The sequence below is a fragment of the Bradyrhizobium sp. RDM12 genome, from assembly GCF_051917485.1.
GTDB lineage: Bacteria > Pseudomonadota > Alphaproteobacteria > Rhizobiales > Xanthobacteraceae > Bradyrhizobium.
On the sequence record NZ_CM133064.1, the window covers coordinates 4,643,652 to 4,655,864 of the forward strand.

The 12,213-nt window shown below is 65.0% G+C and carries 12 protein-coding genes and 1 pseudogene; 11 read left to right on the forward strand and 2 right to left on the reverse strand.

From position 1 onward, the window contains the following. Window positions 1-10 precede the first annotated feature (10 nt). The 7 genes from nrdR (at window position 11) to ACTGJ9_RS22680 (ending at window position 6,900) form a co-directional block, all read left to right on the forward strand. The gene (gene nrdR, locus ACTGJ9_RS22650) at window positions 11-493 is read left to right on the forward strand and encodes a transcriptional regulator NrdR (protein ID WP_007603426.1); all 483 of its coding nucleotides are present in this window, start codon (window positions 11-13) and stop codon (window positions 491-493) included. After that, window positions 490-1,638 (forward strand): bifunctional diaminohydroxyphosphoribosylaminopyrimidine deaminase/5-amino-6-(5-phosphoribosylamino)uracil reductase RibD, encoded by a 1,149-nt coding sequence (ribD, locus tag ACTGJ9_RS22655; protein ID WP_456672903.1) that lies wholly within the window; start codon window positions 490-492, stop codon window positions 1,636-1,638. Before nrdR ends, ribD begins: the two co-directional genes overlap by 4 nt. Before the next feature lies 1 nt (window position 1,639). Further along, window positions 1,640-2,251, forward strand: coding sequence for a riboflavin synthase (locus ACTGJ9_RS22660; RefSeq protein ID WP_456672904.1), 612 nt, complete (start codon window positions 1,640-1,642; stop codon window positions 2,249-2,251). Between the two features lie 125 nt (window positions 2,252-2,376). Continuing rightward, on the forward strand, window positions 2,377-2,868 hold the full coding sequence (ribH, locus tag ACTGJ9_RS22665; protein ID WP_456672905.1) for a 6,7-dimethyl-8-ribityllumazine synthase: 492 nt from the start codon (window positions 2,377-2,379) through the stop codon (window positions 2,866-2,868). A 3-nt stretch (window positions 2,869-2,871) separates the two neighbouring features. Beyond that, window positions 2,872-3,366, forward strand: a complete 495-nt coding sequence (gene nusB / locus ACTGJ9_RS22670) for a transcription antitermination factor NusB (protein WP_456672906.1) — start codon at window positions 2,872-2,874, stop codon at window positions 3,364-3,366. A 176-nt stretch (window positions 3,367-3,542) separates the two neighbouring features. After that, window positions 3,543-4,541, forward strand: coding sequence for a thiamine-phosphate kinase (thiL, locus tag ACTGJ9_RS22675; protein WP_456672907.1), 999 nt, complete (start codon window positions 3,543-3,545; stop codon window positions 4,539-4,541). Between the two features lie 238 nt (window positions 4,542-4,779). Continuing rightward, window positions 4,780-6,900: a sodium-translocating pyrophosphatase gene (locus ACTGJ9_RS22680; protein WP_456672908.1), complete on the forward strand. Its 2,121-nt coding sequence runs from the start codon at window positions 4,780-4,782 to the stop codon at window positions 6,898-6,900. A 109-nt stretch (window positions 6,901-7,009) separates the two neighbouring features. On the opposite strand, the gene ACTGJ9_RS22685 is transcribed toward ACTGJ9_RS22680, so the two are convergent. After that, on the reverse strand, window positions 7,010-8,011 hold the full coding sequence (locus tag ACTGJ9_RS22685; RefSeq protein WP_456672909.1) for a Bug family tripartite tricarboxylate transporter substrate binding protein: 1,002 nt from the start codon (window positions 8,009-8,011) through the stop codon (window positions 7,010-7,012). 123 nt (window positions 8,012-8,134) lie between these two features. Further along, window positions 8,135-8,620: an outer membrane protein assembly factor BamE gene (locus ACTGJ9_RS22690; protein WP_456672910.1), complete on the reverse strand. Its 486-nt coding sequence runs from the start codon at window positions 8,618-8,620 to the stop codon at window positions 8,135-8,137. Window positions 8,621-8,718: 98 nt separating this feature from the next. Between ACTGJ9_RS22690 and ACTGJ9_RS22695 the strand changes: the two are divergent. From ACTGJ9_RS22695 to ACTGJ9_RS22710, 4 genes and pseudogenes are all read left to right on the forward strand, one after another. Continuing rightward, a pseudogene (locus tag ACTGJ9_RS22695) lies at window positions 8,719-9,271 on the forward strand (ubiquinol-cytochrome C chaperone family protein). Further along, window positions 9,268-9,846, forward strand: a complete 579-nt coding sequence (locus ACTGJ9_RS22700; RefSeq protein WP_456672911.1) for a YceD family protein — start codon at window positions 9,268-9,270, stop codon at window positions 9,844-9,846. Before ACTGJ9_RS22695 ends, ACTGJ9_RS22700 begins: the two are co-directional and overlap by 4 nt. 300 nt (window positions 9,847-10,146) lie before the next feature. After that, window positions 10,147-11,208: a phosphate acyltransferase PlsX gene (plsX, locus tag ACTGJ9_RS22705; RefSeq protein WP_456672912.1), complete on the forward strand. Its 1,062-nt coding sequence runs from the start codon at window positions 10,147-10,149 to the stop codon at window positions 11,206-11,208. Beyond that, window positions 11,205-12,185, forward strand: a complete 981-nt coding sequence (locus ACTGJ9_RS22710; RefSeq protein WP_456672913.1) for a beta-ketoacyl-ACP synthase III — start codon at window positions 11,205-11,207, stop codon at window positions 12,183-12,185. Before plsX ends, ACTGJ9_RS22710 begins: the two co-directional genes overlap by 4 nt. Window positions 12,186-12,213: the final 28 nt, after the last annotated feature.

Below are 12,213 nucleotides of genomic sequence, written 5' to 3' on the forward strand. Positions count from 1 at the left end.
AGGTACACGGATGCGCTGCCCGAACTGCAACAGTCTCGATACGCAGGTAAAGGACTCGCGTCCGACCGAGGATTCCTCCGTCATCCGCAGGCGGCGCGTGTGCGTCGCCTGCAATTTTCGCTTCACCACCTTCGAGCGCGTGCAGTTGCGCGAGCTCACGGTGATCAAGCGCAACGGCCGCCGCGTGCCGTTCGATCGCGACAAGCTGATGCGCTCGGTATCGATCAGCTTGCGCAAGCGGCAGGTCGAACCCGAGCGGGTGGAGAAGATGGTCTCCACCATCGTGCGCGAGCTCGAGACCGGCGGCGAGGCCGAGATTTCCTCCGAGGTGATCGGTGAGACCGTGATGGAGCATCTGCGTACGCTCGACGACGTCGCCTATGTGCGCTTCGCCTCCGTCTACCGCAATTTCCGCGAGGCCAAGGATTTCGCCGATGTGCTCGGCGAGCTCTCCGGTGAGGAGGAAGCGCGGCTCGCCGCGATCCGCAAATGATCTTCCGCATCCTGGAGGATCAGTTCGCCCGGAAGATCCGCGAGACCAAGGATTCCGATCGCCGCTTCATGCAGCTTGCGCTGGCGTTGGGGAGGCGCGGGCAGGGGCGGACCTGGCCCAATCCAGCCGTCGGCGCCGTGATCGTCAAGGACGGTGTCATCGTCGGTCGTGGCTGGACGCAGCCGGGTGGGCGCCCGCATGCGGAGCCTGAGGCGTTACGGCGGGCCGGCGAGGCGGCACGCGGTGCCACGCTCTATGTCACGCTCGAGCCATGCTCGCATTTCGGCAAATCGCCGCCTTGCGCCGACGCGGTGATCGCGGCCGGCATCAAGCGGGTGGTGGCGGCGATCGAGGATCCCAATCCGGACGTGGCGGGGCGTGGCCATGCGCGATTGAGCGCGGCCGGCATTGCCGTGGATGTGGGCCTGTGTGCGGCGGAGGCCGCGTTCGACCATGCCGGGCATTTCCGCCGCATCTGCGACAAGCGTCCGCACGTGATCCTGAAGCTGGCGGTTTCACCTGACGGCAAGATCGGCGCTGCCGGCGGGACGCCGATCGCGATTACGGGCGAAGCTGCGCGTAACCGCGTGCATCTGTTGCGCGCCTCGAGCGATGCCATCCTGGTCGGCATCGGCACGGTGCTGGCGGACGATCCGCAGCTCAATTGCCGCCTGCCGGGCATGGAAGCGCGTTCTCCCATGCGCGTCGTGCTCGACCGGAATTTGCGCATTCCGACCGCCAGCCAGCTTGTTCGTTCTGCCCGGGAGACGCCGCTCTGGGTCGTCAGCTCCGAACTCGCAGAAGCTGCCGCGGCGACGCGCCTTGGTGCTGCCGGCACGCAGGTGATCCGCGTATCGCCGGGCGGAGGAGCCGGGCTCGATCTTGCGACCGTGCTGGATGCGCTCGCTGACAAAGGCATCACACGGCTGATGGTCGAGGGCGGCAGCCGCGTTGCGGCTTCGTTCGTGTCCGCCGATCTTGTCGACGCGATCTGGCTGTTCCGCGGAGCGGAAGAGGTCGGCGCTGGCGGGGTCGATGCGCTCGATGCATTGCCCCTGTCGAAAATCACGCAGTCGCAGGCCTACAGGGTTCATGCTAGCGAGACATTCGACCGCGATACTCTCACCATCTACGAGCGCGCCTAACATGTTCACCGGCATTGTCACCGATATCGGCGAGATCGTCAGCTTTAAGCCCGTGGCACAGGGGCAGTTGCACCGGCTGCGTATCGCCTGCGGCTACGATCAGACCACCATTGCCGACGGCGCCTCGATCGCCTGCAACGGCGTCTGCCTCACTGTCGTCGCCTCGGGCATCGCCGCAGGCAAAACCTGGTTTGACGTCGATGCCGCCGCCGAGACGCTGGCGCTGACGACCGCAAAGCACTGGAAGCTCGGTACGCGGCTCAATCTCGAGCGTGCGCTCAAGATCGGCGACGAGCTCGGCGGTCACATCGTCGCCGGCCATGCCGATGGCATCGCAACCATCGTCAGCCGCGAGGACCTGCCCGATATGGCACGGTTCGAGCTCTGCACCACGCGGGAGCTGGCGCGCTTCATCGCCACCAAGGGCTCGATCACCCTCGACGGCGTCTCGCTGACGGTCAATACGGTGAAGGATGTGGCCTTTTCGGTGCTGATCATTCCGCATACGCTCGATGTCACGACGATCGGCGCCTGGAAGACGGGCGCCGAGGTCAATATCGAGGTCGATTTGATGGCCCGCTATGCGGCGCGGCTGACGGAGATGACGGCGTAGCCGTCATTTCCGGGACGGTCCGCAGGGACCAGACCCGGAATGACAGTTTCTAACTGGCTTACCCGCGTGCGGCGACTACATAACGCGCCGACCCAAGAGACGATTTCACGAAACGGATTGAGACGATGGCAGACGCGCGGCGCGCACTCCTGAAGGACCAGACCGACATTTCCGGCGCGCGTGCGCTGATTGTCGAGGCGCGGTTCTATGACGATCTCCAGGACGCGCTTCTGGACGGCGCAGTCACCGAACTGAAGGCAGCTGGCCTGACGCATGACGTCATCACGGTTCCCGGCGCGCTGGAGATCCCGGCGGCGGTGGCGATCGCGGTCGATGCCGCTGCGGCCAATGGCACGCCATATGACGCAGTGATCGCGCTCGGCTGCGTCATCCGCGGCGATACCATCCATTTCGAGATCGTCTCGCAGGAATCCTCGCGCGCGCTGATGGATCTCGCGGTGGCGCGAAAGCTGCCGCTCGGCAACGGCATTCTCACCGTCAACAATGAGGACCAGGCCTGGGCGCGGGCGCGCGCCAGCGAGCTCAACAAGGGCGGCGATGCCGCGCGCGCAGCACTTGCGATGCTGCGCATCAAACGCCGCACGGCGCGGGCCTGAGCGATGGCTGACATCAAGAAACCGGCGGGGCTGACGGAGAAGAAGGCGAACCGGCGCGGTGCCGCACGGCTCGCGGCGGTCCAGGCGCTCTATCAGATGGACATCGCCGGCGCCGGCATCAACGACATCTTTGCGGAGTTCGAGAGCCACTGGCTCGGCAACGAGGTCGAGGGCGATACTTACCTGCCGGCGGAAGCCGCATTCTTCCGTGACGTCGTCTCCGGCGTCGTGCGCGACCAGAAGAAGCTCGATCCTCTGATCGACGAGGCGCTATCGAAGGGCTGGCCGCTGAAGCGGATCGAGGCGATCCTGCGCGCGGTGTTGCGGGCAGGGGCCTATGAGCTCCAGCACCGCAAGGACGTGCCGGGCCGTGTCGTGGTCTCCGAATATGTCGACGTCGCCAATGCCTTCGTCGACCGCGAGGAGACCGGCATGGTCAACGCCGTGCTCGACCAGATCGGCCGCCAGTTTCGCAGTGACGAGTTCGGGCGGGGGTAGGACAAGACGCAGGGCGGTGAAGTGATGCGATGCGGGTGCCGCATACTCCGGTGTCATGCCCAGCGAAGGCGGGGCATCCAGTACGCCGCGGCCTATCGATTTCATACGAACGTCTCTGGAATACTGGATCGCCCGGTCAAGCCGGGCGATGACAGCGATATGTTGGGTTGACGCTGATGACCATTCTGCACAATCCCTCCGCCGAAGACTCCCTCATCGCGCGCTATTTCAGGCCGCTGGCGACCGATCCCGGTGCCTTGGGGCTGATTGATGATGCTGCGATCCTGTCCTCGTCCGGCGACGACATCGTCGTGACCACCGATGCCGTGGTCGAGGGCGTGCATTATCTTGCTACCGATCCACCCGACACCATCGCGCGCAAGGCGCTGCGGGTGAACCTGTCCGATCTCGCCGCCAAGGGGGCTGTGCCCGCCGGCTTCGTGCTGACGCTGGCGCTGCGCAGCAAGGAGGATGCCTGGCTCAGGCCGTTTGCGGATGCGCTCGGCGAGGACGCCAAGAGCTTCGCCTGCCCGCTGCTCGGTGGCGACACGGTGTCGACGCCGGGACCCCAGATGATCTCGATTACCGCCTTCGGCCGCGTGCCGAAGGGGCGGATGGTCGGCCGCACCGGCGCGCGGCCGGGCGATGTCATCCTGGTGACGGGGACGATCGGCGATGCCGCGCTCGGCCTCGACGTGCTCACCGGCGGGGCGGCGGCCGCAGCGCTTGCGTCCGATCCAGCTGCAAGAGAGGCGCTGATCTCGCGCTATCGGATCCCTCAGCCGCGCAATGTGCTGGCGCAGGCCGTGCGCGACCACGCGACAGCGGCGATGGACGTGTCCGACGGGCTCGCCGGCGACCTGACGAAGCTCTGCGCGGCGTCCGCCGTCTCCGCCACGGTCAATGCGGCGAGCGTGCCGCTCTCGGCCGCGGCGGCAGGCCTCGTCGCGCGCAGCGCCATTTGTGTTGAGACGCTGCTTGCCGGGGGCGATGATTACGAGGTGCTGTGCACGGTCCCGCCGGATCAGAGCGAAGCGCTGGTGGAAGCGGGGCGGGCGGTGGGCCTTGCCGTCACGGCGATCGGCACCATCGTCGCGGGCCGTGAGCGGCCGCGCTTCCTGGATGGGCAGGGTCAGGAGTTGGCCTTGAAGCGTCTGTCCTACAGCCACTTCTAGGAATTGCGCCGGGCCGCCCGCCGGGCGCGCGGGATCAGGTCTAAATACTTGCCGAGATCGGCTTTTTCGGCCTCATCCGGCGTTGCACCCTCAATTTGATTTTGGCAAGCTTGTGACCGACTGGGGCCACCCCTTCGTGCATGGGGCGGCCCTGTTCAACATAAGGGCGCCGCACCGCTTGACGGAAAAACAAAAGGCGCCGGGGGTACGTACATCAAGGATCTGAGGCAAAAATCAAATGACAGCATTATGGTTGATTGTGCTCTGCGGAGTGCTTTCCGTCGTCTACGCGATTTGGGCGACGTCTTCGGTGTTGAGTGCGGATGCGGGGTCACCGCGCATGCAGGAGATCGCGGGAGCTGTGCGTGAAGGCGCACAAGCGTATCTCCGGCGCCAGTACACCACGATCGGCATCGTCGGCATCGTTATCTTCGTGCTGCTCGCCTATTTCCTTGGGCTTTATGTCGCGATCGGCTTTTTGATCGGCGCCATCCTGTCGGGGGCGGCCGGATTCATCGGCATGAACGTCTCGGTCCGCGCCAACGTGCGCACCGCCCAGGCTGCGACGAAGTCGCTCGCCGGCGGCCTCGAGCTCGCCTTCAAGGCGGGTGCCATCACCGGCATGCTGGTGGCGGGTCTCGCGCTGCTCGGCGTGACGCTCTATTTCGGCTTCCTGGTCCACGCGCTGAAGCTCGCGCCCGATAGCCGCACCGTGGTCGACGCCCTGGTGGCGCTCGGGTTCGGCGCGTCGCTGATCTCGATCTTCGCCCGTCTCGGCGGCGGCATCTTCACCAAGGGTGCGGACGTCGGCGGCGATCTCGTCGGCAAGGTCGAGGCAGGTATCCCGGAGGATGATCCGCGCAACCCCGCCACGATCGCCGACAACGTCGGTGACAACGTCGGTGACTGCGCCGGCATGGCCGCCGACCTGTTCGAGACCTATGCGGTGACCGCGGTCGCCACCATGGTGCTCGCGGCGATCTTCTTCGCCAAGACGCCGATCCTCTCCAACATGATGACGCTGCCGCTCGCCATCGGCGGCATCTGCATCATCACCTCGATCATCGGCACGTTCTTCGTGAAGCTCGGGCCGAGCCAGTCGATCATGGGCGCGCTCTACAAGGGCCTGATCGCAACCGGGGTCCTGTCGCTGATCGGCATCGCCGGCGTGATCTACTATCTGATCGGCTTCGGCAAGCTCGACGGCGTCGACTATACCGGCATGTCGCTGTTCGAGTGTGGCATCGTCGGCCTCGTCGTTACCGCGCTGATCATCTGGATCACCGAATACTACACCGGCACAGACTATCGCCCGGTGAAGTCGATCGCGGCCGCATCGGTCACCGGCCACGGCACCAACGTGATCCAGGGCCTTGCGATCTCGATGGAGGCGACCGCTCTGCCCGCGATCGTCATCATCGCGGGCATCCTCGTGACCTACAGCCTCGCCGGCCTGTTCGGCATCGCGATCGCGACCGCCACGATGCTGGCGCTGGCCGGCATGATTGTCGCGCTCGACGCCTTCGGTCCGGTGACGGACAACGCCGGCGGCATCGCCGAGATGGCGGGCCTGCCGAAGGAAGTGCGCAAGTCGACCGACGCACTCGACGCGGTCGGCAACACCACCAAGGCGGTGACCAAGGGCTACGCGATCGGCTCCGCCGGTCTCGGCGCGCTGGTGCTGTTTGCGGCCTATAACCAGGACCTCAAATTCTTCATCGCTGACTCCGCGAACCACGTCTACTTCAAGGGCGTCAATCCGGACTTCTCGCTCAACAATCCGTACGTGGTGGTGGGCCTGTTGTTCGGCGGTCTGCTGCCGTACCTGTTCGGCGCGATGGGCATGACGGCCGTGGGCCGTGCCGCCAGCGCGATCGTGGAAGAGGTACGCCGTCAGTTCCGCGAGAAACCGGGCATCATGCAGGGCACCGACAAGCCGGACTATGGCAAGGCGGTCGATCTGCTCACCAAGGCGGCGATCAAGGAGATGATCATTCCCTCGCTGTTGCCGGTGCTGTCGCCGATCGTGGTCTACTTCCTGATCTACGCCATCGCGGGCGGCGGCGCGGCCGGCAAGTCGGCGGCGTTCTCGGCCGTCGGCGCGATGTTGCTCGGCGTGATCGTGACGGGCCTGTTCGTCGCGATCTCCATGACCTCGGGCGGCGGCGCCTGGGACAACGCCAAGAAATACATCGAGGACGGCCATTACGGCGGCAAGGGCAGTGATGCCCACAAGTCGGCCGTGACCGGCGACACCGTCGGCGATCCCTACAAGGACACGGCGGGTCCGGCGGTGAACCCGATGATCAAGATTACCAACATCGTGGCGCTCTTGCTGCTGGCGATTCTGGCGCACTGAGCCGCAAACGACACAAGACAAAACCCCGCGGCGCGAGCTGCGGGGTTTTTATTCGATGGACCGCGCGCTCTCACCCGGTCATTGCGAGCTCTTGCAACGAAGGCGGCGCTTACTGCACGTCCATCTGCAGGCCTTCTTTCTGGATGATTCCGGCGAACTTCTTCGTCTCGGCGTCCACAAAGTCCGCGAATTGCTGCGGCGTGCCGTAGTCGGCGCGGGCGCCCATGGCGGTGATCTGCTTCTTCATGTCGTCGCGCTCCAGCAGCGCCTTGACCTGCAGATTGAGCGCCTCGAGCGCAGGGGCAGGGACGCCCTTCGGCAGAAACACCGAGAACCATGACGACACATCGAAGTTTGCAAGCTCCGGCGCGCTCTCGCGCATGGTCGGCAGGTTCGGTGCGAGATCACTCTGCTCGGGTGTGGTGACGCAGAGACCGTTGAGGGTGCCGTTCTGAACCTGCGGCAGGCTCGGATAGAGATTGTCGAACAGGATCTGGATGTCGCCAGCAAGTGCGGCTTGGAGCGCAGGCCCGGCGCCACGGAACGGGATGTGCGTCATCTTCAGCCCGGTGAGCTGGAGAAACCAGGCGCCGGTGAGGTGAGGGCTCTGGCCGACGCCGGAGGAGGCGTAGCTGAGCTTGTCCGGGTTGGCCTTGAGAAAGGCAATCAGCTCGGCGACCGACTTGATGCCGGTCTTCGGATGCGCCGACACGATGTTCGGGATCCGGATCATGTTCGACACCGGCTGGAGCTGGTCCGGCTTGTAGCTGAGGTTCTTGAAAATGCTGTAGGCGATCGCGTTCGGACCGGGGTTACCGATCAGGATGGTGTGACCGTCGGCCTTGGATCGAACGACCTCGGCCGTTCCGATCGTGCCACCGCCGCCAGAGCGATTCTCGACGACCGCGGTCTGGCTCCAGGCGGACTGGAGATGGGCTGCGAGCAAGCGCCCCATCACATCGGTCGAGCCGCCGGCCGCAGCCGGCACGATGACGCGGATGTTCTCGGTCGGCTTCCAGTCCGCAAGGCTCGATCGCGGCAGGATGGCTGCGGCCGACAGGCCGGCGGCACCGGCGAGCACGCGACGGCGAGACAGAACTTTGTTGGGCACGAATCCACTCCCTGCTTCTTGTTTTGCAGAGAGCGTATGGAACCCGGCGTGCAACGGCAAGCCGCATTGGGCGTCGTGCGGAGAGCGGCACGACGCCGCAGGCCGAAATGTTAGCTCACGATCTCAGTTGAAACTGAGCAGCTTGAACAGCGGCGCGAGGTAGCTCATTTCCTGACCGGAGGTCGGCGTGGTCCGGCTGATGGAGTCGAAGATCTTGCCGTCCTGAAGGCCGTAATTCGCAAGGCGGCGCACGCGCCGGTTCTTGTCGAAATAGACGGCGATGACGCGCTGGTCGACCACCTTCTGGTTCATGAAGGCGACCATGCGCTCCGAGCGCTGCGAGATGTAGTAAAACACTTCACCGTCCAGCGTTGCCACCGTGGAGGGCGTGCCCATCACGATCAGCACCTGGTCCTGGCTCGCGCCGATCAGGATCTGCTCGAGTGCGCCAGGCGGCAGGATGTAGCCCTTCTGGAATTGCTCGCCGGTGCATCCCGCAAGGGCGCCACCGACCAGAGCCACGGCTGCGAGCATGCGCAAGCCGCGCCAGCGTGCATGAAGGCCGCGCCGCTTGTCTGCGCGCAGGCTGGTCTGGTTCGTTATCGTCATAGCGGAACTGATTCCGTCCCCTTGCGTCGCGCGAGGCGCTGAAGTACCGGGCGGAGGCTCTGAATGCAACTCGCGCGCGCCCGCTTGCGGAAACCACAATGCTTTGGCCGTTCAATCACTTCAGGAAACCCCGGCTAACCCCGGCCGGCACCATTGGGGCCATCTATGGCATGATCGTGACGCAGGCGCGAGAACCCATATTTTACCGGGAGTTGGGCGTGCCGGATACGGTTAATGGCCGTTTCGACCTGTTGCTGCTGCACCTCTGGCTGTTGCTGCGACGCTTAAGGACGCGCCCACGGCGGGGTGGAGCTGTCGCAGGCTCTGTTCGACCGCTTCTGCGAGGACATGGACGACAATCTGCGCGAGATGGGCGTGGGCGACCAGACCGTCCCGAAGCGGATGCGGGCCTTCGGCGAGGCCTTTTACGGCCGCGTCCAAGCTTACGACCAGGCGATCGACACCGGCGCCGAGGGGCTGGCGCAGGCGATCTGCAAGAATATCTTGAACGGCGTCGGGCTGGATCAGGCGCGGCGACTCGCTGCTTACGCAGAGGTCGCGAATGCGGGTCTCGGTCAAATCGACGATCCCGCGCTGCTGCTCGGATCCTTCAAATTTCCCGCACCGCCTCGCGAGGATGCAACGTTATGAGCCGACCATTGACCGGAACTGAACCCGACCCTTGGCGCGCGCCCGTGACCGTTGCGCACATTCCCGACACCGGCTTGCACCGTGAGCTGGAGGCCTCGGCCGCGGAGCGGCAGGCGATGGCCGGTCTTGCGGGCGTGCACGACATCCTGTCGGCTCAGGCCACCTTTGACGTCGTGCCGAAGAGCGGCGGCCGCCTCCAGGTCACCGGCCATGTTCGTGCCCGGGTCGGCCAGACCTGCGTGGTCACGCTCGATCCCATGGAGAGCGAGATCGACGAGAAGGTCGATCTGACCTTTGTGCCAGAGTCCGAGACGCGGCGGCTGGAAGACTTGATCGAGGAGGGGCGGGACGGCGAGGAGCCGGCGGAGGTCGCCGATCCGCCGGAGGCCATCGTCAACGGAATTATCGATCTCGGCCGTATCGCCACCGACGCGCTGTTCCTGGCGATCGACCCTTATCCCCGTAAGCCCGGGGCTGTGTTCGAGGCCGAGGTCACCGCACTCGACCCCATGGACCATCCGTTCGCGGCGCTGAAGGCGCTCCAGGACAATAAGGGCAAGAAGAAACGCAGATAGCTGGGCATTCCCCGTAACATCGCTGTGCTGCGGGATGTGAGGTGTTTGCGGGACTGGTTTGAAAGGCCCGTCTATCTTTCTGATTTTTAGGTGTTTTTTGTGAATTCGCACATGCCTCGACGGGTCGCCCTTAATCCAAAAGGCTTGGGGCAAGAGGTTGTTTCGGGATAACAAAACGCTATTGTCCGGCCCGGTCCGGGTGCGGCGTGGCGCTTGGCCGGTCGCCATGTCCATGGCGGATCCATTTCGCGGTCCCGCTAGCGGCGGACGACCGCGCCAGACCAGGTTTCCGGGATTTTGATGCCAAGCAAGGTTCGTATCGCGCTTGACGCCATGGGGGGCGACGTCGGCGCCCCTGTCGTCATTCCAGGCGCGGCCGTCTCGCTCGGCAGGCATCCCGAGACCGAGTTCCTGCTGGTCGGAGATCGCGCCCGGATCGAGCCCGAGCTCGACCGCCACCCCAGGCTCAAGGCCGCTTCCCGGATCATTCATACCGACGTTGCCGTCAGCGGCGAGGACAAGCCGAGCCAGGCGCTGCGCCGCGGCCGCAAGACCTCCTCGATGTGGCTCGCCATCGACGCGGTGAAGAAGGGGGAGGCGGAGGTTGCCGTTTCCGCCGGTAATACCGGCGCGCTGATGGCGATGGCGCGCTTCCATCTGCGCACGCTGCCTGGCATCGACCGCCCGGCGATCACCGCTGTGTGGCCGACCATGCGCGGCTCGTCCGTCGTGCTCGATCTCGGCGCCACGATCGGCGGCGATGCGCACCATCTGGTGGCGCTGGCGGTGATGGGCGCGGCGATGGCGAGCGTGGTGTTCGGCAAGAAGCGCCCGACGGTCGGCCTGCTCAACATCGGAACCGAAGAGATCAAAGGCCACGAGGAGATCCGCGAGGCCGGCGAGACCCTGCGCGCGATGAACCTGCCGGAACTCGATTATGTCGGCTTCGTCGAGGGCGATGGCATCGGCAAGGGGATGGCCGATGTGATCGTGACCGAGGGCTACAGCGGCAACATCGCGCTCAAGGCCGCCGAGGGAACCGCGCGCCAGATGGCGGACTTGCTTCGCAACGAGATTCAGCGGAGTTGGCTCTCCAGGCTCGGTTATCTCTTTGCCCGCAATGCCTTCCAGGCCCTGCGCGACAAGATGGACCCGAACAAGTCGAACGGTGGCGTGTTGCTCGGGCTGAACGGGCTCGTGGTCAAGAGCCATGGCGGAATTAACGCCGAAGGCTTTGCCTATGCGATCGATGTTGGATATGACATGGCCAAATTCGATCTTCTGAACAAGATCAATCAGATGCTCAACCGCGATGGGGGTGCGCTCGGTTCCGCACCAACCGCGCCGGAGGATGTTTCGTGACCAAGATTCGTTCGGTCGTGCTGGGCTGCGGCTCCTATCTGCCGGAGCAGGTGGTGACCAACGCCCAATTGGCGGCGCGCATCGACACGTCCGACGAGTGGATCGTGCAGCGGACCGGCATTCGCGAGCGCCACATCGCCGCTGAAGGCGAATTCACCTCGCATCTCGCGATCAAGGCTGCGCAAGCCGCTCTCACCGATGCCGGCCTGGATGCGCAGTCGATTGACCTGATCGTGCTCGCGACCTCCACGCCGGACAACACCTTCCCTGCGACGGCGGTTGCCGTGCAGCACGGGCTGGGCATCAATCACGGCGCGGCCTTCGACCTCCAGGCGGTGTGCTCGGGCTTCCTGTTCGCACTTGCGACGGCCGATAATTTCCTGCGCAGCGGCGCCTTCAGACGCGCTCTCGTGATCGGTGCCGAGACCTTCTCGCGCATCCTCGACTGGAACGATCGCGGCACCTGCGTGCTGTTCGGCGACGGCGCCGGTGCGGTCGTGTTGGAGGCGCAGGAGCAGCCGGGGAAGGCCGCAACCGACCGCGGCGTGGTGACCACGCATCTGCGCTCAGATGGCCGCCACAAGGCAAAGCTGTTCGTCGACGGCGGGCCGTCTTCGAGCCAGACGGTCGGCCATCTGCGCATGGAGGGCCGTGAGGTCTTCAAGCATGCGGTCGGCATGATCACCGACGTCATCGTCGACGCCTTCGAGGCGACCGGGCTCAATGCCGACAGCATCGACTGGTTCGTGCCGCACCAGGCCAACAAGCAGATCATCGACGCTTCCGCCCACAAGCTCCATATCGCGCCGGAGAAGGTGGTGCTGACGGTGGACCGTCATGGCAATACCTCTGCCGCCTCGATTCCGCTGGCGCTGTCGGTGGCGCGCAAGGACGGCCGCATCAAGCGCGGCGACATGGTTCTCTTGGAAGCGATGGGCGGCGGCTTCACCTGGGGCTCGGCGCTGGTGCGCTGGTAAAGCCACATTCGATAAAATTCTGCCGGAA

Excerpts from the sequence above, each read along its gene's own strand:
- nrdR (WP_007603426.1), top strand. The coding sequence starts at position 11 with ATGCGCTGCCCGAACTGCAACAGTCTCGATACGCAGGTAAAGGACTCG.
- ACTGJ9_RS22680 (WP_456672908.1), top strand. The coding sequence starts at position 4,780 with ATGACAGCATTATGGTTGATTGTGCTCTGCGGAGTGCTTTCCGTCGTC.
- plsX (WP_456672912.1), top strand. The coding sequence starts at position 10,147 with ATGCCAAGCAAGGTTCGTATCGCGCTTGACGCCATGGGGGGCGACGTC.
- thiL (WP_456672907.1), top strand. The coding sequence starts at position 3,543 with ATGACCATTCTGCACAATCCCTCCGCCGAAGACTCCCTCATCGCGCGC.
- ACTGJ9_RS22660 (WP_456672904.1), top strand. The coding sequence starts at position 1,640 with ATGTTCACCGGCATTGTCACCGATATCGGCGAGATCGTCAGCTTTAAG.
- ACTGJ9_RS22690 (WP_456672910.1), bottom strand. The coding sequence starts at position 8,620 with ATGACGATAACGAACCAGACCAGCCTGCGCGCAGACAAGCGGCGCGGC.
- ribD (WP_456672903.1), top strand. The coding sequence starts at position 490 with ATGATCTTCCGCATCCTGGAGGATCAGTTCGCCCGGAAGATCCGCGAG.
- ribH (WP_456672905.1), top strand. The coding sequence starts at position 2,377 with ATGGCAGACGCGCGGCGCGCACTCCTGAAGGACCAGACCGACATTTCC.
- ACTGJ9_RS22700 (WP_456672911.1), top strand. The coding sequence starts at position 9,268 with ATGAGCCGACCATTGACCGGAACTGAACCCGACCCTTGGCGCGCGCCC.
- nusB (WP_456672906.1), top strand. The coding sequence starts at position 2,872 with ATGGCTGACATCAAGAAACCGGCGGGGCTGACGGAGAAGAAGGCGAAC.